Genomic DNA, 22,096 nt, shown 5'->3' with positions numbered 1-22,096 from the left:
GTGACGGAACGGGCGATTTCCTCCCCGCCACTTCTGTCCGAACGGGGACGCGGACATTAGCGTGGGCGGTGGCAAATGACCACGTGCGCGGGATGGGAGATGCGTGGCGAATCCGCCGTTGACCGTGCGGACGAGCGACGACGGCACGGTCGTGCTGCAGCCGCGCGGTGACGTCGGCGTCGACGCGGCGGTGGAGCTGCGTCAGGTCCTCGTGCACCTGATCCGCCGGGTTCGCCCGTACCGGCTGGTGGTCGACCTCGCGGAGGTCAGCGGCCTGGACGACATCAACGTCGGGACGCTGGTGGCGATCGTCCCGGTGGCCGACGAACTCGGTGTCGCCGTCTTCCTCGACAACCCGTCGGCCGGAGTCGCGGACCTGCTGTGCGCGTCCGGCGTCCCGCACCAACGGCTGCGTCCGGTACGCGCCTGACCGCCCGCCGCGTGCGACGATGCTCGGATGCTGCCCGCAGCGCAGGACACCGGTCCGGTCGACAGCCGCGCCGAGCTGATCGAGGCGTTCCGCGGGGAATTGCACGCGCACTGTTACCGGATGCTGGGCTCGCCGCACGACGCCGACGACGCCGTCCAGGAAACCCTGGTACGGGCGTGGCGCGGGCTGGCGCGGTACGAGGATCGCGGCGGGATCCGGCCGTGGCTCTACAAGATCGCCACCAACCGCTGCCTCACGATGTTGGAGAGTCGCGGCCGCCGGCCGGCCGACCTCTCGGTGGAGGCGACCGAGGTGCAGCCGTACCCGGACGGCCGACTCGAGTGGGCGCGCGCGCTGACCCCGGAGGCCCGCGTGCTGGCCCGCGAAGGCGTCGAGTTGGCGTTCGTCGCCGCTCTGCGGCACCTCACCGCTCCGCAGCGGGCCGTGCTGCTGCTGCGCGAGGTCCTGGGGTTCCGCGCCCGCGAGGTGGCCGGCCTGCTGGACACCACGGTCCCCGCCGTGAACAGCGCCCTGCAGCGGGCCCGCGCGGCGCTCGACGGGCTGCGGCCCGAGGCCAGCCAGCAGCGGACGCTGCGCCTGCTGGGCGACCGGGCGGTCCGCGAGTTGGCACAGCGGTACGCGGCCGCGTGGGAACAGGGGGACGTCGACGCGATCGTCGCCCTGCTCGCCGAGGACGCCCGCTACTCGATGCCACCGCTTCCCGTCGTGTACCAGGGCCGGCTGAGCATCCGCGCCTTCCTCGTCGAGGTGACCACCGCGCGACGTTGGCGTTTCCTACCCGCCTCGGCCAACGGGCAGCTGACCTTCGGCACCTACCGGTGGGACGACGACCGGGGCAGCTGGCTGGCCGCCGGGCTGGACCTGCTGGCCGTGCGCGGTTCGGCGGTCAGCGAGGTCGTGTCGTTCCTGACCGCCGACTTTCCCTCCTTCGGCCTGCCGACGGAGATCGCCGGTCAGCCGGCGCGATGAGTTCGGGCCGGCGCGCGGGTTGTACCGGTGACCACAACCCGCAGGAGGCAACAGCATGCAGACCGAAACGCACGGCGGCGCCGGCAACGCGGACGACCGGCGGCTCGTCACCGAACTGATCGAGCGCTGGGCGGAGGCGGTGCACACCGGCGACCTGGACACCGTGCTCGCCGACCACGCCGACGACATCGTGATGTTCGACGTGCCGCCACCGCACGACGGGGTCCGCGGTCTCGCCGCCTACCGTGAGACCTGGCCACCGTTCTTTCGGTGGCAGGCGCAGGGCGCCGCTTTCGAGATCATCTCGCTGGAGGTGACCGCCGGCGACGACGTCGCGTTCGCGCACGCCCTGCTGCGCTGCGGAACACCGCAGGACCTGGCCCGCGACCCGGGCCACCACCTGCGCCTCACCATCGGGCTGCGCAAGACGCACGGACGGTGGATGGTCACGCACGAGCACCACTCCTTCGCCGACACCTCCGGCGACCAGGACACCCCCGGCGAGCAGGACGCCGCCGGCCGGCAGGGCACGGCCGGCGCGGAGGAGGAGGTCCGGGCGATCCACCGGCACTGGTTCGACCGCACTGCCGCCGGTGACCTCGACGGCCTGATGGCGCACATCGACGACGACGTCGTCTCCTACGAGCACGACGGGCCGCTGCGACACCTCGGTATCGACGCCGTACGCGAGGTCTGCCGGCGCGGTCTCGACGCGAGCAGCGGGCCGGTCAGCTGGGAGGTGCCCGACCTGACCGTCATCGCCCGCGACGACCTCGCCGTCGCCTGGGGGTTGAACCGCATCCGGGCCGAGCAGTCCCCCGGCCGGACCGAGGAGAGCTGGTCACGGGGCACCCGGGTGTTCCGCAGGACCGGCGGGTCGTGGCAGATGATCCACCAGCATCTCTCCGTCCCGTACGACCCGGGCACCGGCGAGGCGCGGGCCGACCTGCGGCCGTGACCGGTCCGCCCGCGCCGGCGGCTCAGCCGGAGCGGCCCCGCTCCCGGGAAGGAATGGGGTCGTCGTAGGCGCCGGAGACGCCGTGGTACCGCTCACCGTCGAGGAACGGGTCGGCGTTGGCGGTGCAGCCGTGCAGTCCCAGGGTCTGCTGCTGCATCACCGGCGCCGGCCGGCCCCGGCCCGGGCACCGCTCGTGCCCGAAGCCGAGCCGGTGCCCGACCTCGTGGTTGATCATGTAGCGGCGGTAGGTGGCGAGGTTGGCGCCGTAACCCGGCACGCCCTTCACCCAGCGGGCGACGTTGAGGACCACCCGGTCGCCGTTGCGGCAGGAGGTGTAGCCGTCCGGCCTGTCCTGGCACAGCTCGTCGCGGGTGCCGGGGGTGGCCAGGTAGACGGTGAAGTCGGCGCGCTGGCCGGGCCCGACCCGACGCAGGGTCAGCTCCCCGTCGGCGGTCCAGCCGCGCGGGCCGGACAACGTCCGGGTGACCTCCGCCGCGACGTCCGCCACCGGCAGGCCCCGGATGTCGCGCTCCACCGCCACCCGGTAGCGCAGCAGCCGGCCGTGGCCACGCGGGGCCGACGGCTCGGCGGCGGCCACCTGCCACTCGCCGCCCCCGTCTGCCGGATAGCTGACCGCGGCGGGTCGGGGCGGTGGTGACACCACGGGCGCGGCGGTGCTGGCGATCCCGCCGGCGGGCGGACCGGCGGGCGACCGGACCGGCTCGGCAGCGGCCGGCCGACCGCTGGCCGGCAGCCCGCAGCCGGCGAGCAGCGCGGCGCAGAGCAGGGCGGTCAGCGCCGACGCCGCTGATCCGCCCGGTGCCCGGCCCGTACTCTTGCTGGTCATGTGCCTCCCCTCGCCTCCCACCGCGGGTCGGTGGTGCGCAGGGAAGAGGACGAGCGGACCGGTCGAAAAGTTGATCTCTTACGGACTCAACCTTCCGCCCGTCCCACTCGTCCTCTCCCCCGTGGGGTACGCGAAGGCCGGCCATGGCCCGGGGTGACGCCGAGTTCGTCGAGTTCGCCCGGGCGGCGTCGGGGCGGCTGGTGCACGCGGCCTTCCTGATGACCGGCGACCACCACCAGGCCGAGGACGCCGCGCAGACCGCCCTGGTCCGCACCTACGCGTCGTGGGCCCGGATCCGCGACAACGACGCCTACGGCTACGCCCGCCGGATCCTGGTCAACCATCTCGTCGACGGCTGGCGCCGGCCGATCCGCGAGTATCCCCGCGACGACGTCCCGGAGCAGCGCCGCGGCGACGTCGCCGACGAGGTGGTCACCCGACGCTGGTTGCTCGCCATCCTCGGCACGCTCAGCCCTCGGGAGCGCGCCATCGTCGTACTGCGCTACTACTTCGACCTTCCGGAGTCGCAGGTGGCCCGCGAACTCGACGTCTCGGTCGGGACGGTGAAGAGCACCAGTTCCCGCGCCCTGGAGAAGCTGCGCATCGCCGGCGCCGGGGCGCCGCAGCCCGAGGGGACCCGGCGATGAACGAGGCGGAGCGGCTCCGGCAGGCGATGCGGACGACCGAACGCGGCGATCGGGACAGCCTCGACCTGGCCGAGATCATGCGTGCGGGGCGTCGGCTGCGCCTGCGCCGCCAGCTTGCCGGCACCGGCGCGGCGGCGCTCTCGGTGGTGGTGCTCGTCTTCGGTGTCGCGGTCGTCGGGCGGCTGGCCGGCCCACCGCAGCCCTCGCCACAGCCCGGTCCGGTCGGCACCGCGCCGGCCACCCGCGAGGCACTGCCGTCGCCCTCCACCACCGCGAGCCCCTGGGAGCCGAGACCGGCACCGCTCGGCGCGGTGGTGCGGACCGACCTGCGGTACGGCGACGAGGAGCGGGTCTTCTACTTCGTCCCGGTCGACGTGCCCGCCGCGCCCCGGGTGACGATGGGGTTGGTCGCCGGTCGGCGCTCCGCCGATGGGGAGCTGACCTCGGACTACCTGGTCAACGACGTCGAGGGCTTCGACCGCCGGCCCGGTTTCCACCAGATCGGTAACGACCAGCAGGGCTTCCCGCCGCATCGCAGCCCGGTGCCGACCTTCGGTTACTTCGTCGGGCCCGCCAAGCGGATCGTCGGCACCGCCGACGGCCGTCAGATCACCGCCCGGCTGGCGAGGTGGAGCGAGGATCCGCAGGTGGTGATCTTCTGGTTCCCTCCGGATTCGCTGGCGCCGGGGGTGGAGTTGGACGGCATCGTCGCCCGGGACGCGGCCGACCGGCGGCTCTGACACCCGGGCCCGCAGCCAGGGACCGCCGGACCCTGGATAAACCGCACCTGGATGGGGTTCCGGGCGGGTGCCACGGTCGGTCCATGACCACTTCGACCTACCCCGTCACCGGCCACTGGATCGGTGGCGAGACCGTCGCCGGCTCGGCCGGCACCCTTCCCGTCGTCAACCCGGCGACCGGCGACCTCGTCGCGGAGACACCGGCCGGCACCGCCGCCGACGTCGACCGCGCCGTCGCCGCCGCCCGGGCCGCCTTTCCCGGCTGGGCCGCGACCACCCCGGCGGAGCGGGCCGACCTGCTGCGCCGGGTCGCCGCGGGCCTCGCCGCCCGCCAGGAGGAGATCGCCACCGCGATCACCGCCGAGATGGGCTCCCCGATCAGCCTGTCCCGGACCGCCCAGGTCGGCTTCCCGGCTGCCGTGATCGAGTCCATCGCCGGCCTCGTCGGGGAGTTCCCGTGGACCGAGGAGATCGGCAACTCGCTGATCGTCCGCGAGCCGATCGGCGTGGTCGGTGCGATCACCCCGTGGAACTTCCCGCTGCAACAGGTCGTCTCCAAGCTGGCCCCGGCGCTGCTCGCGGGGAACACCATGGTCTTCAAGCCGTCCGAGAACGCGCCGCTGACCGCGGGGATCCTCGCCGAGGTCGTCGCCGAGGCGGGCGTGCCGGCCGGCGTGTTCAACGTCGTGTACGGCACCGGCCCGGTCGTCGGGGAGGCCATCTCCGCCCACCCGGACGTCGACATGATCTCCTTCACCGGCTCCACCCGCGCCGGGCGGCGCATCTCCGCCGTGGCCGGGGAGACCGTCAAGCGGGTCGCGCTGGAGCTGGGCGGCAAGGGCGCGACCGTCATCCTCGACGATGCCGACCTGCCGCAGGCGGTCACCGCCGGCGTGATGATGGCGTTCGCCAACGGCGGCCAGGTCTGCGGCGCGTGGCCGCGGATGCTGGTCCCGGCGGCCCGTCAGGAGGAGGTCGTCGCGCTGGCCGTCGAGGCGGCGAAGCAGCACACGGTGGGCGACCCGACCGACGAGGCGACCCGGATCGGCCCGATGGCCTCCGAAGCGCACCGGGAGAAGGTCAACGGGTACATCGAGCGGGGTATCGCCGACGGCGCGCGGCTGGTGTTCGGCGGCCCCGGCCGGCCGGAGGGCCTGGCGAAGGGCGCCTACGTCCGGCCGACGATCTTCGCCGACGTCGACCCGCGGTCCGCGATCGCCCAGGAGGAGATCTTCGGTCCGGTGCTGACGATCATCCCGTACGCCGACGAGGAGGAGGCGGTCGCCATCGCCAACGGCACGGTATACGGCCTGACCAGCGGGGTCTTCGGCGCACCGGAGCACGCGCTGGCGGTCGCCCGGCGGCTGCGAGCGGGCCAGGTCGACGTGAACGGCGGCCACTGGAACCCGCTCGCCCCGTTCGGCGGCTACCGGCAGTCCGGCAACGGCCGCGAGTTCGGCCGCTTCGGGCTGGAGGAGTTCCTGGAGACGAAGTCCATCCAGCGCTGACCGCCAAGGACGACCCCCGGCCCGGACCGTCGGGCCGGGGGCCGTCCCACGTCCGCGGGGACAGGGGGGCCGATGGTGCTGGTGTGTCGAATGGGACGGCCACCGGTTCCTGAGCCAGGGACCGATCCGCCCTGGATAACGCCCGGTGGCGGAGCGAGGGTGGAGCGAGGAACAGGGGCACCGGGCAACCCGTTGTACCGGACGGTGTGCCGCCCGAGCCGTACGGGCCGGAAGGAGACCGACCGTGGACCGCGCACAACTCGCCAGCTTTCTGCGTACCCGCCGGGAGGCGCTGCAGCCCGAGGACGTCGGGCTGCCCCGGGGCCGCCGTCGGCGCACCGGTGGGCTGCGGCGCGAGGAGGTCGCCGCGCTCAGCGGGATGTCGACCGACTACTACAGCCGGCTGGAGCAGCAGCGCGGACCGCACCCCTCCGAGCAGATGCTCGCCGCGCTGGCCCGGGGTTTGCGGCTCTCGCTGGCCGAGCGGGACCACCTGTTCCAGCTCGCCGGGCACGCCGTCCCGCACCGGGCCGTCCGGGCCGACCACGTCAACCCGGGGATGATGCGGATCCTCGACCGGCTGCACGACACCCCCGCCCAGGTGGTGAACCACCTCGGCGAAACCCTGGCGCAGACCGCGCCGGCGGTCGCGCTGCTCGGCGACGAGACCCGGCACACCGGGTTGGCCAGCAGCGTGCACTACCGCTGGTTCACCGACCCGGCCGCGCGGCTGCTGCACCCGGCCGCGGACCACGCCACGCAGAGCCGGCTCATCGCCGCGCATCTGCACGCCGCGTACAGCCGGGACGGCCGGGCGTCGCGGGCCGCGGCGATCGTCGACGCGCTGCTCGCGGCCAGCGCGGAGTTCGCCGAGCTGTGGCGGGAGCACCCGGTGCCGGGCTCCTACTGCCCGCCGAAGCGGTTCCAGCACCGCGAGGTCGGCTCGTTGGAGCTGCACTGCCAGGTCCTCGTGGATCCGGACCAGTCCCAGACGCTGCTGGTCTACACCGCCGTGCCCGGCTCGGAGAGCGACGAGAAGCTTCGCCTGCTCTCGGTCATCGGCGCCCAGCGGGTCTGACCGCTCGCCCGGGCCGGCGGGGGTTCCGGCGCGGTCAGCTCCGCAGGAAGGCGAGCAGGTCCTTGTTCACCTGGTCCTGCATCGTCGCCGTGACGCCGTGCGGCGCGCCCGGGTAGTAGATCTCCTGCGCGTTCGCCACGAGCTGGGCGGTCTTGTGCGCCGAGTCCTTCACCGGAACGATCTGGTCGTCCTCGCCGTGCATGACCAGCGTGGGGACGTCGAACTTCGCGAGGTCGGCCCGGAAGTCCGTCTCGGAGAAGGCCTTGATGCTCTGGTACGCGTTCCACAGCCCGGACTGCATGCTCCACAGCCAGAACTGGTCGAGGATCCCCTTGGAGACCTTCGCGCCCTTGCGGTTCGCGCCGTAGAACATCTGCGCCAGGTCCTGGTAGAACTGCGACCGGTCGGCGAAGAGCTGGGCCCGCAGGTCGTCGAAGACGTTGATCGGCAGGCCCTCCGGGTTGTCCGCGGACTGCACCATGATCGGCGGCACGGCCGAGATGAGCACGGCCTTGGCGACCCGGCTCGTACCGTGCCGGCCGATGTAGCGGGCCACCTCGCCGCCACCGGTCGAGTGCCCGACCAGGGTGGCGTCGCGCAGATCGAGCGCCTCGATGACCGCGGCCAGGTCGTCGGCGTACCCGTCCATGTCGTTGCCGGCGCTGGCCTGACCCGACCGGCCGTGCCCACGACGGTCGTGGGCGACCACCCGGAAGCCGTTCTGGACGAGGAAGAGCATCTGCCCGTCCCAGGCGTCGGCGCTCAGCGGCCAGCCGTGGGAGAAGGTGACGACCGGACCCGAGCCCCAGTCCTTGTAGTAGATCTTGGTGCCGTCCTTGGCCTTGATGTAGCTCATGCGGTGCTCCCCCGTCGTTCTGACAGTCGCGAGTGGCGGCGGCAGGCGCAGGGTTGCCGGCGCCGGGCGTGCGGACAGCGACCGCCGCAGCGAACACCCCGCCGACGGTGGGGTCCGGGCCGCTCTTTCCGATGCTAGGTGTGGGAACTGGCCCGCACGGCCGCTTCGGCCGAACGGCGCACGATCACCGGCCCCGGGGCGGGCCGCGCGTAGCGGGCCGGGCCGACCCCGAGATGGCGGGTGAAGTGCCGGGTCAGATGGGCCTGATCGAAGAACCCGGCGGCGGTCGCGACGTCGGCGGGGCGCTGGCCGGCGAGGAGCAGGCGGCGGGCGAGTTCGATCCGCCGGCTGGTCAGGTACGCGTGCGGCGGCAGCCCGTGCACGCGGGTGAAGGTCCGCACCAGATGGGTCGGGTGCGCGTGCAGCAGCTCCCCCGCCTCCCGCAGGGTGAGGCCCTCGGCGGTTCGCGCGTCCAGCAGCTCGCGCATCCGCACGGCGAGACCGCGGTCGGCGCGCCGGACAGTGGCCGGGGTCTGCCGGCGTAGGTGCCGGCCGAGCCGTTCCAGGACGAACGCGAGCCGGCTGTCGGCCTCCAGCTCGTCCCCGGGCCGGGCGAGCACCTGGTGGAGCTGGTGGATCCGATGGCGCAGCCGCGGGTCGGCCAGGCTCGGCCGGCCGACGGCGCGGCCGGCGAGTTCCGCGCCGAGCACCGACGTGTCGAGGTACAGCACCCGCTTGCGGAAGCCGTGTCGGGTGGCGGAGCGGCCGTCGTGCGGCACGTGCGGAGGAAGCAGCGTGACCGACGCCGGCAGCGCGCCGTGCCGGTGCCGGTCCAGGTCGTAGCGGACCGCTCCGTCGTCGACGATCAGCAGCGTCCACGCGTCGTGGGTGTGCGACGGGTACGCGTGGTCGACGAAGTGGGCGTGGAAGACCTCGGCGACCCCGGGCACCGCGGGTCGCCAGGCGCTGACGTGCGCACCCGTCGGCGGGCTGGCCACGCTAAGAACGTACAAGACCGGCGGGTCCGCGAGCAGACAGGCTCGACGCCATGACCGAACCGATCCGCTTCCCCACCAAGATTGCCGTCCTGCTCAGCGACGACCTGGCGACCTGGCAGCGGCTGAACGTCACCGCCTTCCTGGTCAGCGGCATCGCGCACGCCGAGGCGGAGCTGCTCGGCGAGGAGTACCGGGACGCGGACGACACCCGCTACCTGCCGATGTTCCGCCAACCGGTGCTGGTCCTCGTCGGCGACCGGTCCACGTTGGCTGGTGCGCACTCCCGCGCGCTCGGCCGCGGGCTGCGTATCTCGGTCTTCACGCGGGAGCTCTTCGCCACCGGCAACGACCGCGACAACCGTGCGGCCGTCCGGGCGGTCGGCCGCGACAAGCTCGACCTGGTCGGGTTGGCGCTGCATGCCCCGCGCAACGTGGTGGACAAGGTCCTCAAGGGCGCCCGGATGCATCCCTGACCCGGGGCGCCGGCTCCGGCGAGCCGGCACGGGCATCGTGCACCGGGTGTTCATGCCGTGTTCCGGCGGGGGTTCCAGGGTGGCGGGCCGCGGCCGTTTGCATCAGGCCCGGCGGTAACGACCGTCCACAGCATGCTGGAGGCAATGTGGGTACCTCTTCGATACGGGCGCGGGTCGTCTCGGTCGGCGCGGCCGCGATCTCGCTGCTCGCGGCCGCGCCGGCGGTCGGCGCCCCGACGCACCCGACCCCCGGGCACCCCGCCGCGGGGGCGAGCTGCGCACCGGACGCGTCGCTGCTCGGCTTCTCCGACGCCCTCGACAAGACCACCTTCCGGGGCACCCCGGTCGCCGGTCTCTCCGCGCTGGCGTTCGCCCGACCGTCGCGGGCCCTGGCGCTGGTGGACAACATCGGCACCACCCCGGCACGCGTGTACGAGCTGGGGCTGGAGACCGACAGGCGCGGGGTCGACGTGGCCGTCCGCGACGTCACCGTGCTCACCCGGCCGGACGGCACGCCGTACACCGGCGCGGACTTCGACGGCGAGGGGCTCGTCGCCGAGCGCGGTGGGGCCACCGTGCTGGCCAGTTCGGAGCGGGAGCCGTCCATCCGGCGGTTCCGGCTCTCCGACGGCCGGGAGATCGCGTCGTTGCCGGTGCCGGCCCGGTTCCAGGTGACCCCGGCCGGGGAGGCCGCGGTCAACCAGACCTTCGAGGCGCTCGCCACCACCCCGGACCACCGGACGCTCTACGCCGGGATGGAGGGGCCACTGGCCGCGGACGGCCGTGACGCCGCGGGCCGCGGCCTGCAGCGAATCATCCGGTACGCCGGTCGCGAGGGCGAGGCCTACACCCCGGCCGCCCAGTACGCGTACCGCACCGACGCCAACCTCGGCCTGGTGGAGCTGCTGGCGCTCGGCGACGACCAGCTGCTCGCCGTGGAGCGGGGTTTCACCACCGGCGTGGGCAACACCGTCCGGGTGTACCGCGTTTCCGCAACCGGCGCGCCGGATGTCTCCGCCGTGCCGTCCCTGTCGACGGTGACCGACCAGCGTTCGTGGCTGGGCAAGGAGTTGCTGGTCGACATCGCCGACTGCCCGCCGTCCGGCGCGACCACCAAGCAGCCGCAACCCAACCCGCTTCTGGACAACATCGAGGGCGCCGCGCTCGGCGGTCCGCTGCCCGGCGGCCGCCGCGCCCTCTACCTCGTCTCGGACGACAACGGCAGCGCCACCCAGACCACCCGGGTGTACGCGCTGTCGGTGACGCTGCGCCCCGAGGTGAGCCTGCGCGGTCGGGCGCTGATCTCGGCGACCGCGTACCAGCCCGGCCCGGTCTCCGGCACCCAGCTCGCGCCGACCCCGGTCAACGGGATCGCGGCGCCGTTCCCCGGCCAGCCCATCCCCGGCTTCTCCGCGGTGATTCCGGCGCGGGCCGGCGACCGCTCCGGCGAGCGGCTGCTCGCCATGCCCGACAACGGCTTCGGCGCGAAGACCAACTCGGCCGACTTCCTGTTGCGGGCCTACGAGATCGAGCCGAAGTACGGCACCCACCGCGTCAAGATCGGCGGGCACATCAGCTTCCGCGACCCGGACCGCAAGGTGCCGTTCCCGATCGTCAACGGCGACACCCGCGACCGGCTGCTGACCGGCGCGGACTTCGACATCGAGTCGCTGGCCCGGGACGCGCGGGGCAACCTGTGGATCGGTGACGAGTTCGGCCCGTACCTGATCCGCACCGATCGGACCGGCAAGGTGCTCCAGGCGCCGATCCCGCTGCCGGACGGCACCAGGTCTCCCCAGTCGCCGGATCTCGCGCCGGGCGAGACCCCGACCCTGCGCGCCAGCAACGGCTTCGAGGCGATGGCGGTCAGCCAGGACGGGTGGACCCTCTACCCGATCCTCGAGGGCGCGAAGACGGCCGACCCCGACCAGCGGCGTCGGGTCGTCTACGAGTTCGACGTGCGGGCCAACCGCTACAGCGGCCGCACCTGGTCGTTCCGGGTGGACGACCCGTCCCTGCTGGTCGGCGACGCGGCGGTGCTCGACGGGCGGCGGCTGCTGCTCATCGAGCGGGACAACGCCATGGGGCCGCAGACGCTGGTCAAGCGTCTGGTCGTCACCGACCTCGACGCGGTCGGTAGCGACGGCTACCTGACCCGGCGCACCGCGGTCGACCTGATGCGGGTCGCCGACCCGGACGGCGTCTCCACCCCGGCCCGCCCGGGCGAGTACGGCGTCGGCCCGCTCTTCTCCTTCCCGTTGCAGTCGGTCGAGTCGGTCCTGCCGCTCGGCGGCGACCGGGTGCTCGTCGCCAACGACAACAACTTCCCCGGCAACGACGGGCGCATCGCGGGGCGCGCGGACGACACCGAGCTCATCGTTCTCGACGTACCCGGCCTGCGGTAGGCGGCGGAGGGACGGCCCCCGGCGCGCTGCGCCGGGGGCCGTTCTCCGTCCATGGTCCACGTCGCTCAGCGACGACGATCGTGGGATCCGCCGACCTTCGCGGGATCCGCCCCGCCCGCAAGACATTGATATCAATGCCCGCGCCTGTAATACTTAACACACTTTACAGTTGGATCCGCCGTCCCGGACGAGCGCCCGCCACCGTGCTACCGGCACCCCTGCCAGAGCCCCACCGGTGACCGGCGTGCCCGCGCGCCGGCGGAGTCCCGATCTACCGCTCCGCGCGGTGGAAAGGACCAGGACATGGCGCGACGATTGGCCGGGATCCCTCCCCGCCGGCTCCGCACCCGACTGGCCGCCGCGCTCAGCGCGGCGGTCCTCATCGTGCCGGTGAGCCTGCTGCTCGGCACCCCACCCGCCGCCGCGGCCACCGTGGGCGCCATCACCGGCTACGGCGGCAAGTGCGTCGACGTGGCCGCCGCGAACCCCGCCAACGGCACCCAGGTGCAGCTCTACACCTGCAACGGCTCCACGGCTCAGCAGTGGACCGTCGCCGACGACGGCACGATCCGGGCGCTCGGCAAGTGCCTCGACATCGCCGCCGCCAGCACCGCCAACGGCGCCCGGGTGCAGATCTACGACTGCAACGGCACCGGGGCGCAGCGGTGGTCGTACAGCGCCGGGCAGGTGGTCAACCCGACCTCGGGCAAGTGCCTCGACGCGACCGGCCCGAGCTCGGCCGACGGCACCCCGTTGCAGATCTGGACCTGCACCGGTGCCGCCAACCAGACCTGGACCCTGCCCACCGGCGGCACCCCGCCACCGCCGCCCTCGGGCGGGTTCACCCACCCCGGGGTGCTGGTCAGCCGCGGCCAGCTCGACTTCGTCCGGGGACGGGTGCAGGCCGGCGCGCAGCCGTGGACGGCGGCCTACAACCAGATGATGGGCAGCCGGTACGCCTCGCTGTCGCGGACCCCGGCGCCCCGCGCGGTCGTCGAGTGCGGCTCCTACTCCAACCCCAACTACGGCTGCACCGACGAGCGTGAGGACGCGATCGCCGCGTACACCGACGCGCTCGCCTGGTACGTGACCGGGGACGCCCGGTACGCCCAGAAGGCCATTCAGATCATGGACGCCTGGTCCGCGACGATCACCGCGCACACCGGCAGCAACGCGCCGCTGCAGACCGGCTGGGCCGGCTCGGTCTGGCCCCGGGCCGCCGAGATCATCAAGTACACCTACAGCAGTTGGCCCAACGCGAACCGGTTCGCCACCATGCTGCGCAACGTCTACCTGCCGGTGGTCCGCAACGGCTCCAGCAGCAACGGCAACTGGGAGCTGAGCATGATGGAGGCCACGGTCGGCATCGCCGTCTTCCTCGACGACCGGGCCAGCTACGACGCGGCGGTCACCCGCTTCCTCAACCGGACGAGGGCCTTCATCTACCTGCCCAGCGACGGAGCGCTGCCGTACACGGTGCCCGGCAGCGGTCTGGACACCAGCAGCGAGATCATCAACTACTGGCACGGCCAGTCCACCTTCGTCGCCGGCCTGGCCCAGGAGACCTGCCGCGACTTCACCCACACCGGGTACGGGATCTCCGCCATCTCGCACGTCGCGGAAACCTCCCGGATCCAGGGTCGGGACCTGTACCCCCAGGTCGGTGAGCGGCTGCGACACGCCCTCGGCTTCCACTCGACGTACCAGCTCGGCACGGCGGCGCCCTCCTGGCTCTGCGGCGGCAGCCTCACCCGGGGCCTCGGCCCGATCACCGAGGTCGGCTTCAACGCGATGGGCAACCGCCTGGGCAACACGATGACCAACACCCAGACCCTCACGCTCCAACAGCGACCCGCCGGCAGCAACAACCTCTTCGTCGCGTGGGAGACGCTGACCCACGGCGACAACCCGAACTGACCGGGCCGGGGTCGGGCGCCGTCGGATCGGCGCCCGGCCCCGTGATCCGTGCGACTGCCCGCCCCGTCCGAGTTCGGCAGAATGGGCGGCATGCGCCTAGATCTCTCCGGTAAGACCGCCCTCGTCACCGGCTCGACCCAGGGCATCGGCCGTGCCATCGCCGCGGGACTGGCCGCGGCGGGGGCCCGGGTCGGGGTGAACGGACGCTCGACCGAGTCCGTCGACCGCGCCCTGGCCGAGCTGGGCGAGGGCGACTTCGTGGCGGTACCCGCCGACGTCGCGACCGCCGACGGGGCGGCGGCGGCGCTCGACCTGCTCCCCCGGGTCGACATTCTGATCAACAACCTCGGCATCTTCGGCGCGCAGGCCGCGCTGGAGATCACCGACGACGACTGGCGGCACTACTTCGAGGTGAACGTCCTGGCCGCCGTGCGGCTTACCCGGGAGCACCTGCCGAGGATGCGCGAGCGCGGCTGGGGCCGGATCCAGTACATCGCGAGCGACTCCGCGGTGGTCACCCCGACCGAGATGATCCACTACGGCGTCTCCAAGACGGCGCTGCTGGCCGTCTCCCGCGGCTTCGCCAAGGAGGCGGCCGGTTCGGGCGTCACCGTGAACAGCGTGATCGCCGGGCCGACCCACACCGGCGGGGTCGAGGACTTCGTGCGATCGCTGGTCGGCACCGACCTGCCCTGGGACGACGCGCAGCGCGAGTTCATGCTCCGGCACCGCCCGCAGTCGCTGCTGCAGCGGCTCATCGAGCCGGAGGAGATCGCGAACATGGTGGTCTACCTGTCGTCGCCGCTCGCGTCGGCGACCACCGGGGGCGCGGTGCGGGTGGACGGCGGTTACGTCGACGCCATCCTGCCCTGACGCCGCCGATCGCGGGCCTCCCCGCCGCCTGATGACCCGACGCATTTCCCGTCAATGGGAATCAGATCGGGTCGGAAGAACGACTCCGATGTCCTTTGAAAGCGATTGCCAGCGTTCGTGCGGAGCCGGCATGGCGGCAACGAATTCCTGTCCGGGAAATGACATCCCGCGTTCCACAGCATGTTCGATTCGGCGTTTCAACGGCACGCTCATGCAGGTTGACCTGCCCTTTCGCGCTCACCGCCCGAGATCGACGTGCGCTCGGTCCATTTTGCCGCATCGCCATGTCGCCAACCGGTCAAAGGCTTTTCCGGACCGGCTTTGAATACGCATGCTCTCCCGGGGCCCAATCAGCGGCCCGATCGACGCAGGGCCGGAGAATGGCCCCACGTTGGGGGGAGGAACATCAATGTTCGGTAAGCAGGCCATCAGGCCCACGAGAACGGCGCTCGCCGTGCTCGTGTCGGGCGTCATGGTGGCGGTCGCGGGGGTAGCCGCACCGGCGTACGCCGCGGACCCGGAGGAGGCCGCGAAGGCCCGGGCCACGCCGGCCTATCAACTGGCGAGGGGCGAGACGTGCGGGCTTCGCCCGTCCGCCGGCAAGAGCCCGAAGGACGAGACGCTCAGCTGCCTGGGCGTCGAGACGAAGCTGGACCGGACGCCCGCGGTCGGTGAGACCGCGATCCTGCGGGTGGCCGTACGCGCCCAGGGCAAGATCGGGCCGAGCGACATCAGCGTCACCCTTCCGGCCGAGCTGGAGTGGGTCACCGCGCCGGCCGAGCTGGGCGTCCAGAAGCGCGCCAGTGCCCAGCCCGAGCGGGCCGGGTCGGTCTCGGTCGCGCGTACCACCCGCACCCTGCGCAGCGGCGACAGCGTCGCGTTCAGCGGCGTGGTCCGGGCCGTCAAGGCCGGCCAGGTGCAGATCCAGGCGCGGGCGACCGCTCCCTACGGCAAGGACGTCCAGGCCGGTCAGGACGACGTCTTCCTGACCATCGGGGCGAAGGCCGGGCTCTCCCGGCTCGGGCACTCGATTCCGACGAGCGACAACGCCACCCGGCTCGTGCCCACCTCGGCGCGAGCGCCCCGGCCCGCCGGGCAGAAGCTGAAGAGCGTCGGTGTGTCGAGTGTGGCCGGCGAGGCCCGGGCCGAGGCCACCGCCAAGGGGCTGACCGTGATCAGCCCGCAGGCGCCGTGCGACACCCGGGTGGCCGGCAACTGGAGCTTCCAGGACCAGAACGGCGCCTGGCACAACCAGATGAACATGCAGGTGCAGGTCTGGGACGACGACACCTTCGGCGACTCGCTGCTCGCCAGCGGGGTGACCGACGGCGCCGGCAACTACAACATCTGCTTCGACTCCCAGGTCGAGGGGTGGCCGGACAGCGGCACGGCGGACATCTACGTCCGCTTCATCACCTCCAACTCGCTGTGGCGGGTGCAGCGCGGCGGCAACCCGTTGACGTTCCAGACCGGTACGACCAACGACGTGGCCACCGGCAGCACCCTGAACCTCGGCTCGCTCAGCGCCGCGGACGGGGCGCTGCAGCGCGGCCTGCACGCGTTCGACTCCGGCAACGACGCCTGGCTGTGGGTGCCGAAGCCCAACAACCTGTGCTGGGACCAGGACGACGCGAGCTGCCGGCAGGTGGTCGTCAACTGGGCGCCGGACTCGACCGACGGGACGTACTACGACCTGGGCGGCAACCAGGTCCACCTGGCCGCCGACGACCCGAACGCGCCGACCACCGTGGTGCACGAGATCGGCCACGCGGTGATGGACGACCTGTACAACGACAGCTTCCCCGCCGCGCCGAGCTGCAGCCCGCACAGCGTCACCGGCGCCAGTTCCACCGGCTGCGCCTGGACCGAGGGGTGGGCGGAGTGGTTCCCGGCCACGGTCTACAACGATCCGTTCTTCCGCTGGCCGAGCGGCGCATCGCTCAACCTGGAGAACGCCAGTTGGGGCAACGGCTGGGGCGAGGGCGACACCACCGAGGGCCGGGTCGCCGCGGCGTTGATCGACATCACCGACTCCGCGAACGAGGGGACCTGGGACCGGTACGGCGAGGGTCCGTTCAACATCTGGACCACCTCCCGCCGGCACAACTCCGCGACCTTCGCGGCCTTCTGGGCCAACCGCACCGCCGACGGTTTCGACGTGGCAGACTCCGGCGCCCGCGCCTCGGTCTACCAGAACACGATCGACTACCAGTTCCGGGACCCGCTGGGCAGCTACGCCCCGCTGACCCGTCCGGTGCCGACGCCGCCGCACAACTTCAGCTACTCGACGTCGTCGCCCTACTGGTCGGTGGTCGCGCTCAAGCCCAACTCGGGTGACTTGGACCTGCAGCTCTACGACGACCGGGGACAGGGCGCCTACCTGAGCGGCAGCGCCTGGGGTGGCACCGCCATCGACTTCGTCACGGTGGACTCCAACCGCCGGGCGGTGGGCGACTACTACCCGCGTGTGTCGAACTACTCGGGTGGCGGTGGCTACCGCGTCGAACTCGCCCAGGGCTCGTCGGTGCTGAACGCCGGCAGCAGCACGATCACGATGGGCAGCAACAACGTGGTCACGGTGCGGGACGCGTACCTGACCGCCGGGGTGCCGGTCACCATCTCGGTGGCGGCCAGCAACGTCGGCCAGGACGCCGAGCTGTTCGTCTTCGACAGCGACCCGGCCAACTCGGCGACCTGGATCCGCTCCCGGTCCAGTGCCGTGGCCGCGGCCAGCGGCGGCGGCGCCGGCGCGACCGAGACGGTCACCCTCACCCCGACCCGCACCGCCTGGTACGGCGTCGTGGTGACCAACAAGGCAGGCTCCGGGAACTACACCCTCACCCGGTCCTGAGCATCTGAGGGCCGTGCGGACCGGTCCGGGAGCGCCCACTCGGCGCTCCCGGACCGCTCTGCGCCGCGACCCGCTGTCCCGCGTTGCGGCCGGGACGGAACCGGCGACGCCGGCAGGGCGTCCGACCAGGGTGAACGTGACGTGGGAGGCGACCGATGCACCGACGTGGAGTCCTGGCCCTGCTCGCTGTGCCGGCTCTCCTGGCCGCGGCGACGACCTCGGGCTGCGCCGGCGGCGACGACAGCGGATCGGAGCCGCCGACCGACGCCCAGGCGCTGGTGCTGCGGCTGAGCGAGCTGCCCGGCATGCTGCCACTCGGCGGCGCGGCAGCCATTCCGCCGCGCTTCTCCCTCTTCGGGGACGGCCGGCTGATCAGCGTCCCGACCGGATCGCCCAGCGGTTGGCCACAACTGCGCGAGGACAGCATACCGCCGGACGGCGTACGCGATCTGTTCCGCCACGCCGTCAGGTTGCCGAAGCAGGACGCGGCCGGCGGCCCCGACGAGCCCGTCGTCCGGGTCGTCGTCGGGTCGACCGACGGGCAGCGCACCGTCACCCTTCCCCGGGCCGACCCGGCCGCCGCGCGGCTGCGGGCGGCGCTCGCCCGGTACGCCGACGGCCAGTCGGTGCCGTACCAGCCGACGGCCGTCGCGATCGTCGCCACGCCGGGCGACTCCCCCGAACCGGCCCGCCCCTGGCCGTTGCCGGCGCTGGCCGGCGAGGCCCTCGCCGGTACGTCGGCCGGCTCCACCTGCCTCGTGCTGCGCGGCGCCGACCTCGACACGGTCCGCCGCACGGTCACCACCGCCGACGCCGGCACGCACTTCACTGGCGGTGGGCGGTTGTGGCAGGTGACCCCACGACCGCTCCTGCCGGACGAGACCGACTGCGCCGACCTGTAGCCGCCGCAGATGAAGCTGCCGGCCCGGAATCGGGTCGAGATCGCCGCCTGGGCCTGGGAACGCCGCCTGCTCGGCTAGCCCGCGCCCGGTTGGCGCCCCGGGCAGCGCCCGCCGGCGTCCGCAAGGGATCGTCCGGCTCCGCCCTGCCGGCGGGCCGGATGGGCGGGCTGGGCGCTGGCGGGCTGGCTGGCCACGACAGGCGTAGGACCAGCCATCGAAATATTTCGCCACTCGTCGGATGAGCGGTCGCCGGGCCCACCGTAGCGTCGAGGCAATTCACCCCGCACCGACCCGATCACCGAACGTGACAGCCGGGCGGGTGCTGCGGACCATCGCGGCGGGCCGCTGCTGCGGTCGTGAGCCGGAGCTCCACGCCTTTCGCCTCTCCTGAAGGGAGCAGCGGTGCTTGTACCTCTCGGTCCATCCCGTGCTCGACGCAACACCGCGTTACTGCTGTCCACGACCCTCGTCGCGACCCTCACACCGCTGGCCGTGAAACCCGCCTGGGCCGAGCCCGAGCAGGCCCGTCCCGCGAACCCGATCTTCCTCACCGGCGCCAACAAGGGCGCGCCGAACGACATCGCCGTCAGCTACCTGCGGGCACACCCGGCCGAACACGGTGTCCGCGGCGCGGACCTCGCCGACCTCGCGGTGGCCTCCAGCTACACCAGCCGCCACAACGGCGTGACGCACGTCAACCTGGCCCAGCGCCACAAGGAACTGGAGGTCTTCGGCGCGACGGCCACCGTCAACATCGCCCGGGACGGAAGCGTCATCTTCGTCGGCGACACCCTGGTTTCCGGCCTGTCCGACAGGGTCACCGGAACTGTCTCCCTCGACGCGGTGGAGGCGGTGGAGGCGGCCGCCGACGCCCTCGACCTGGCCGACCCGGCCGGCCCGCGGGTGATGAGCCGCAGCGGCGGCCCGGCTCAGCGCACCGTCGTCTCCGGCAGCGGCATCTCCGAGCAGCCCATCCCGGCGAAGCTGGGCTGGCAGCCGACCGACGACGGACTGCGCCCGGCCTGGCAGCTGGTGATCGACGACTCGTCCGACGTCCACCTCTGGAACGTCACGATCGACGCCGAGACCAGCGAGCTGCTCGACACCGAGGACTGGACCCACCAGGACAGCCCGGACGATCTCGCCAGCACGCTGGGCCGCCGGGAGAACCAGACGCCGGCCCTCGCCACGGCGAGCGTCCCCGCCGCGAAGGTCACGCCGCCGAACCCGGTCGACGACGGATCGAGCTACCGCGTCTTCGAGTTCCCGAAGGGCGACCCGAACGACGGCCCGCAGAGCCTGGTGACCAACCCGGCGGACGGCACCGCGTCGCCGTACGGCTGGCACGACACCGACGGCGCGCCGGGCGCCGAGTACACCATCACCCGGGGCAACAACGCGCACGCCTACACCGACCGGGACGCCAACAACCAGATCGACCCCGCCAGCGGAGCTGATGGCGGGGCCGGCCTGAGCTTCAACTTCCCGGCCGACCTGAACGAGCATCCGCAGACGTACACCCAGGCCGCGGTGGTGAACCAGTTCTACTGGTGCAACATGGTCCACGACCTGACCTACCGCTACGGCTTCGACGAGGCGTCCGGCAACTTCCAGGTCAACAACTACGGGCGGGGCGGAACCGGCGGCGACGACGTGCAGTGCGAGGCGCACGACGGCTCCGGCCAGAACAACGCCAACTTCTCCACCCCCGCGCTGGACGGCGGACGACCCCGGATGCAGATGTTCCTCTGGCCGGGCAACCAGTTCGGCCTGCCGAACGCCGTGACCATCGACGGGGGCTCCGCCGCCGGCACGTACGAGGCGGAGTACGCCCGGTTCACCCCCGCGCCGACCAGCGCCGGCTTCGCCGGTGCGGTGGTGGCGGTCGACGACGGCACCGGGGCGACCGGCGACGGCTGCAGCCCCTACAGCCTGCCCGCCGGCGCGATCGCCCTGGTCGACCGGACCAGCACGTGCAACGCCCACACGCAGGTGGTCAATGCCGAGGCGGCCGGCGCCGTCGCGGTGGTGGTCGTCAACAACGTCGCGGGCGCCCCGGCGGTGATGAGCGGCTCCATGAACCCGGCGGTCGGCATCCCCGCGGTCATGGTGAGCCAGGCCGACGGGAACACCATCAAGGCCGGGCAGCCGGCCTCCGGCCGGGTGCACCGCAACCTGAACCGGCCGGCGATGCGGGACGCCTCGTTCCGCTCCGAGACGATCTTCCACGAGTACGGCCACGGCGTGTCCAACCGGCTGACCGGTGGCCCGACGGTCAACTGCCTCACCGGTGAGGAGCAGATGGGTGAGGGCTGGAGCGACTTCCTCGCGATCACCTCGCTGCTGAACCCCGCGATCGACGATCCGGAGAACGCCCGCGGCTACGGCCAGTACGCGCTGTTCCAGGACAGCCGGGTGGGTGGCGGGATCCGCCCGCGGCCCTACTCGCGCAACATGGAGATCCAGCCGTTCACCTACGACAGCATCAAGACCGGCGGTTGGCTGGACGGCACCTCCCTGGCCGCCCCGCACGGCATCGGACACGGCTGGGCGGCCGTGCTGTGGGACATGACCTGGGACCTCGTCGACCGGCACGGCTTCAATCCCAACGTCTACGAGGCGTGGCACACCGGCGGCAACAACCTCGCCCTGCAACTCGTCATCGACGGGCTGAAGATGCAGGGCTGTGGCCCGGGCTTCGTCACCGGCCGCAACGCGATCATCGCCGCCGACGCGGCCCTCACCGGCGGCGACAACGCCTGCACCCTGTGGGCCTCCTTCGCCCGCCGAGGTCTGGGCTACAGCGCCGTTCAGGGCACCACCGGCCGCAACGACAACACCGAGGCGTTCGACACCCACCCGTCCTGCCGGGGCGACTTCCAGGGACGGGCCGCCCAGCCCGCCCTCAACACCGTCGTCGCCGGTGACGCCGTACCGATGAAGTTCAAGCTCGCCACCAACCGGGGCCTGGACATCCTCGCCAGCGGCTCGCCGTACTCCCGACTGGTGGACTGCGAGACGCTCAAGACGGTCGGCCCGGACGGCGCCGTCACCCCACGGCCGACCCCGGTCGCCGCCGTCAGCCCCGGCGGGTCAGGGCTGTCGGCCAACGCCAACGGCCGGTACAACTACCCGTGGAAGACCGACCCCGCCTGGGCGGGCACCTGCCGCGAGTTCGTGCTCACTCTCGACGACGGGTTCCAGCACCGCGCCTACTTCAGGTTCACCGACTGAGCCGCGGCAGCGGTACCAGGTGAGCCGGCGGGAGCGTTCCGGAAGCGGAACGCTCCCGCCGGTCGGTCCGCACCCGGTGGCACGCGCCCGGGTCACCATGCCCCGCGAGGAACCCCGTCGGGCTGCGAGGTCTCGGCCTGGTTGACCGAATATGACCACGGCCGGCGGCCCTTCCGCAGCGCGGCTCAGCCGGCCATGATCCGGGCCGCTGTCCGCTCCAAGCCAGCTCTCAGCTTTGTCGGTTACCTTTGGTCACGCTCGGTGACCGGGCGGGGCGCGGCTGAGGTGGGGAGAGGCTGGAGCGGGTGCAACGACGATCACGGCGCATTCTGATCACTGTGCTGGCGGCACTGCTGGTGCTGGGCGGCGGGGCGACGATCGCCATCGGG

The 22,096-nt window shown here is 72.6% G+C and carries 17 protein-coding genes; 14 read left to right on the top strand and 3 right to left on the bottom strand.

All coding sequences use genetic code 11. The features are described 5' to 3' along the window. Positions 1–103: 103 nt before the first annotated feature. The 3 genes from AB0C04_RS21605 to AB0C04_RS21595 are packed head-to-tail and all read left to right on the top strand — an operon-like array spanning position 104 to position 2,378. Positions 104–430 carry an STAS domain-containing protein gene (locus tag AB0C04_RS21605; protein ID WP_357057338.1) on the top strand — a complete coding sequence of 109 codons (327 nt, stop codon included), beginning with the start codon at positions 104–106 and terminating at the stop codon, positions 428–430. Between the two features lie 27 nt (positions 431–457). After that, a complete protein-coding gene (locus tag AB0C04_RS21600) occupies positions 458–1,420 on the top strand; it encodes an RNA polymerase subunit sigma-70 (protein ID WP_357057336.1) in 963 nt (320 codons plus the stop codon). A 55-nt stretch (positions 1,421–1,475) separates the two neighbouring features. Beyond that, positions 1,476–2,378 carry an SgcJ/EcaC family oxidoreductase gene (locus tag AB0C04_RS21595; RefSeq protein WP_357057334.1) on the top strand — a complete coding sequence of 301 codons (903 nt, stop codon included), beginning with the start codon at positions 1,476–1,478 and terminating at the stop codon, positions 2,376–2,378. A gap of 22 nt (positions 2,379–2,400) precedes the next feature. Here the strand turns inward: AB0C04_RS21595 and AB0C04_RS21590 are convergent, their stop codons facing one another. Next, positions 2,401–3,225 (bottom strand): DUF3152 domain-containing protein, encoded by an 825-nt coding sequence (locus AB0C04_RS21590; protein ID WP_357057332.1) that lies wholly within the window; start codon positions 3,223–3,225, stop codon positions 2,401–2,403. 143 nt (positions 3,226–3,368) lie between these two features. Between AB0C04_RS21590 and AB0C04_RS21585 the strand changes: the two genes are divergently transcribed. The 4 genes from AB0C04_RS21585 to AB0C04_RS21570 all read left to right on the top strand — a co-directional run bounded on the left by AB0C04_RS21585 (position 3,369) and on the right by AB0C04_RS21570 (position 7,198). After that, on the top strand, positions 3,369–3,872 hold the full coding sequence (locus tag AB0C04_RS21585; protein ID WP_357057330.1) for a SigE family RNA polymerase sigma factor: 504 nt from the start codon (positions 3,369–3,371) through the stop codon (positions 3,870–3,872). Continuing rightward, complete coding sequence (locus AB0C04_RS21580) at positions 3,869–4,612, top strand: hypothetical protein (RefSeq protein ID WP_357057328.1); 744 nt, start codon at positions 3,869–3,871, stop codon at positions 4,610–4,612. The genes AB0C04_RS21585 and AB0C04_RS21580 overlap by 4 nt, the downstream gene beginning before the upstream one ends. An 83-nt stretch (positions 4,613–4,695) precedes the next feature. Next, positions 4,696–6,120, top strand: a complete 1,425-nt coding sequence (locus tag AB0C04_RS21575) for an aldehyde dehydrogenase family protein (RefSeq protein ID WP_357057326.1) — start codon at positions 4,696–4,698, stop codon at positions 6,118–6,120. A 244-nt stretch (positions 6,121–6,364) separates the two neighbouring features. Then, complete coding sequence (locus AB0C04_RS21570) at positions 6,365–7,198, top strand: helix-turn-helix transcriptional regulator (protein WP_357057324.1); 834 nt, start codon at positions 6,365–6,367, stop codon at positions 7,196–7,198. Between the two features lie 34 nt (positions 7,199–7,232). On the opposite strand, the gene AB0C04_RS21565 is transcribed toward AB0C04_RS21570, so the two are convergent. Together AB0C04_RS21565 and AB0C04_RS21560 are read right to left on the bottom strand one after the other, a co-directional pair. Beyond that, positions 7,233–8,054: an alpha/beta hydrolase gene (locus tag AB0C04_RS21565; protein WP_357057322.1), complete on the bottom strand. Its 822-nt coding sequence runs from the start codon at positions 8,052–8,054 to the stop codon at positions 7,233–7,235. A 134-nt stretch (positions 8,055–8,188) separates the two neighbouring features. Beyond that, the gene (locus tag AB0C04_RS21560; protein ID WP_357057320.1) at positions 8,189–9,052 is read right to left on the bottom strand and encodes an AraC family transcriptional regulator; all 864 of its coding nucleotides are present in this window, start codon (positions 9,050–9,052) and stop codon (positions 8,189–8,191) included. Positions 9,053–9,102: 50 nt separating this feature from the next. Between AB0C04_RS21560 and AB0C04_RS21555 the strand changes: the two genes are divergently transcribed. From AB0C04_RS21555 to AB0C04_RS21525, 7 genes are all read left to right on the top strand, one after another. Next, positions 9,103–9,525: a DUF2000 domain-containing protein gene (locus AB0C04_RS21555; RefSeq protein WP_357057318.1), complete on the top strand. Its 423-nt coding sequence runs from the start codon at positions 9,103–9,105 to the stop codon at positions 9,523–9,525. A gap of 146 nt (positions 9,526–9,671) precedes the next feature. Further along, positions 9,672–11,930 (top strand): esterase-like activity of phytase family protein, encoded by a 2,259-nt coding sequence (locus AB0C04_RS21550; protein ID WP_357057316.1) that lies wholly within the window; start codon positions 9,672–9,674, stop codon positions 11,928–11,930. Between the two features lie 303 nt (positions 11,931–12,233). Continuing rightward, positions 12,234–13,847, top strand: a complete 1,614-nt coding sequence (locus tag AB0C04_RS21545) for an RICIN domain-containing protein (RefSeq protein WP_357057314.1) — start codon at positions 12,234–12,236, stop codon at positions 13,845–13,847. A 90-nt stretch (positions 13,848–13,937) separates the two neighbouring features. Next, positions 13,938–14,720 carry an SDR family oxidoreductase gene (locus tag AB0C04_RS21540; RefSeq protein ID WP_357057312.1) on the top strand — a complete coding sequence of 261 codons (783 nt, stop codon included), beginning with the start codon at positions 13,938–13,940 and terminating at the stop codon, positions 14,718–14,720. A gap of 409 nt (positions 14,721–15,129) precedes the next feature. After that, entirely contained in the window at positions 15,130–17,571 is a 2,442-nt protein-coding gene (locus AB0C04_RS21535) for a hypothetical protein (RefSeq protein WP_357057310.1), read from the top strand. 155 nt (positions 17,572–17,726) lie between these two features. Continuing rightward, positions 17,727–18,473 (top strand): hypothetical protein, encoded by a 747-nt coding sequence (locus tag AB0C04_RS21530; RefSeq protein ID WP_357057308.1) that lies wholly within the window; start codon positions 17,727–17,729, stop codon positions 18,471–18,473. Between the two features lie 492 nt (positions 18,474–18,965). Continuing rightward, positions 18,966–21,707: a M36 family metallopeptidase gene (locus AB0C04_RS21525; RefSeq protein ID WP_357057306.1), complete on the top strand. Its 2,742-nt coding sequence runs from the start codon at positions 18,966–18,968 to the stop codon at positions 21,705–21,707. The last annotated feature ends 389 nt before the right edge of the window (positions 21,708–22,096 follow it).

Origin of the sequence: Micromonospora sp. NPDC048909 (genome assembly GCF_040649635.1) — a bacterium.
GTDB lineage: Bacteria > Actinomycetota > Actinomycetes > Mycobacteriales > Micromonosporaceae > Micromonospora.
Note: the sequence above shows the minus strand (reverse complement) of the source record. Positions and strands in the feature narration are given on the sequence as shown.

Coding starts and splice junctions, on each gene's coding strand:
- AB0C04_RS21540 (WP_357057312.1), top strand. CDS start 13,938: ATGCGCCTAGATCTCTCCGGTAAGACCGCCCTCGTCACCGGCTCGACC.
- AB0C04_RS21595 (WP_357057334.1), top strand. CDS start 1,476: ATGCAGACCGAAACGCACGGCGGCGCCGGCAACGCGGACGACCGGCGG.
- AB0C04_RS21590 (WP_357057332.1), bottom strand. CDS start 3,225: ATGACCAGCAAGAGTACGGGCCGGGCACCGGGCGGATCAGCGGCGTCG.
- AB0C04_RS21530 (WP_357057308.1), top strand. CDS start 17,727: ATGCACCGACGTGGAGTCCTGGCCCTGCTCGCTGTGCCGGCTCTCCTG.
- AB0C04_RS21555 (WP_357057318.1), top strand. CDS start 9,103: ATGACCGAACCGATCCGCTTCCCCACCAAGATTGCCGTCCTGCTCAGC.
- AB0C04_RS21565 (WP_357057322.1), bottom strand. CDS start 8,054: ATGAGCTACATCAAGGCCAAGGACGGCACCAAGATCTACTACAAGGAC.
- AB0C04_RS21575 (WP_357057326.1), top strand. CDS start 4,696: ATGACCACTTCGACCTACCCCGTCACCGGCCACTGGATCGGTGGCGAG.
- AB0C04_RS21585 (WP_357057330.1), top strand. CDS start 3,369: ATGGCCCGGGGTGACGCCGAGTTCGTCGAGTTCGCCCGGGCGGCGTCG.
- AB0C04_RS21535 (WP_357057310.1), top strand. CDS start 15,130: ATGTTCGGTAAGCAGGCCATCAGGCCCACGAGAACGGCGCTCGCCGTG.
- AB0C04_RS21580 (WP_357057328.1), top strand. CDS start 3,869: ATGAACGAGGCGGAGCGGCTCCGGCAGGCGATGCGGACGACCGAACGC.
- AB0C04_RS21545 (WP_357057314.1), top strand. CDS start 12,234: ATGGCGCGACGATTGGCCGGGATCCCTCCCCGCCGGCTCCGCACCCGA.
- AB0C04_RS21600 (WP_357057336.1), top strand. CDS start 458: ATGCTGCCCGCAGCGCAGGACACCGGTCCGGTCGACAGCCGCGCCGAG.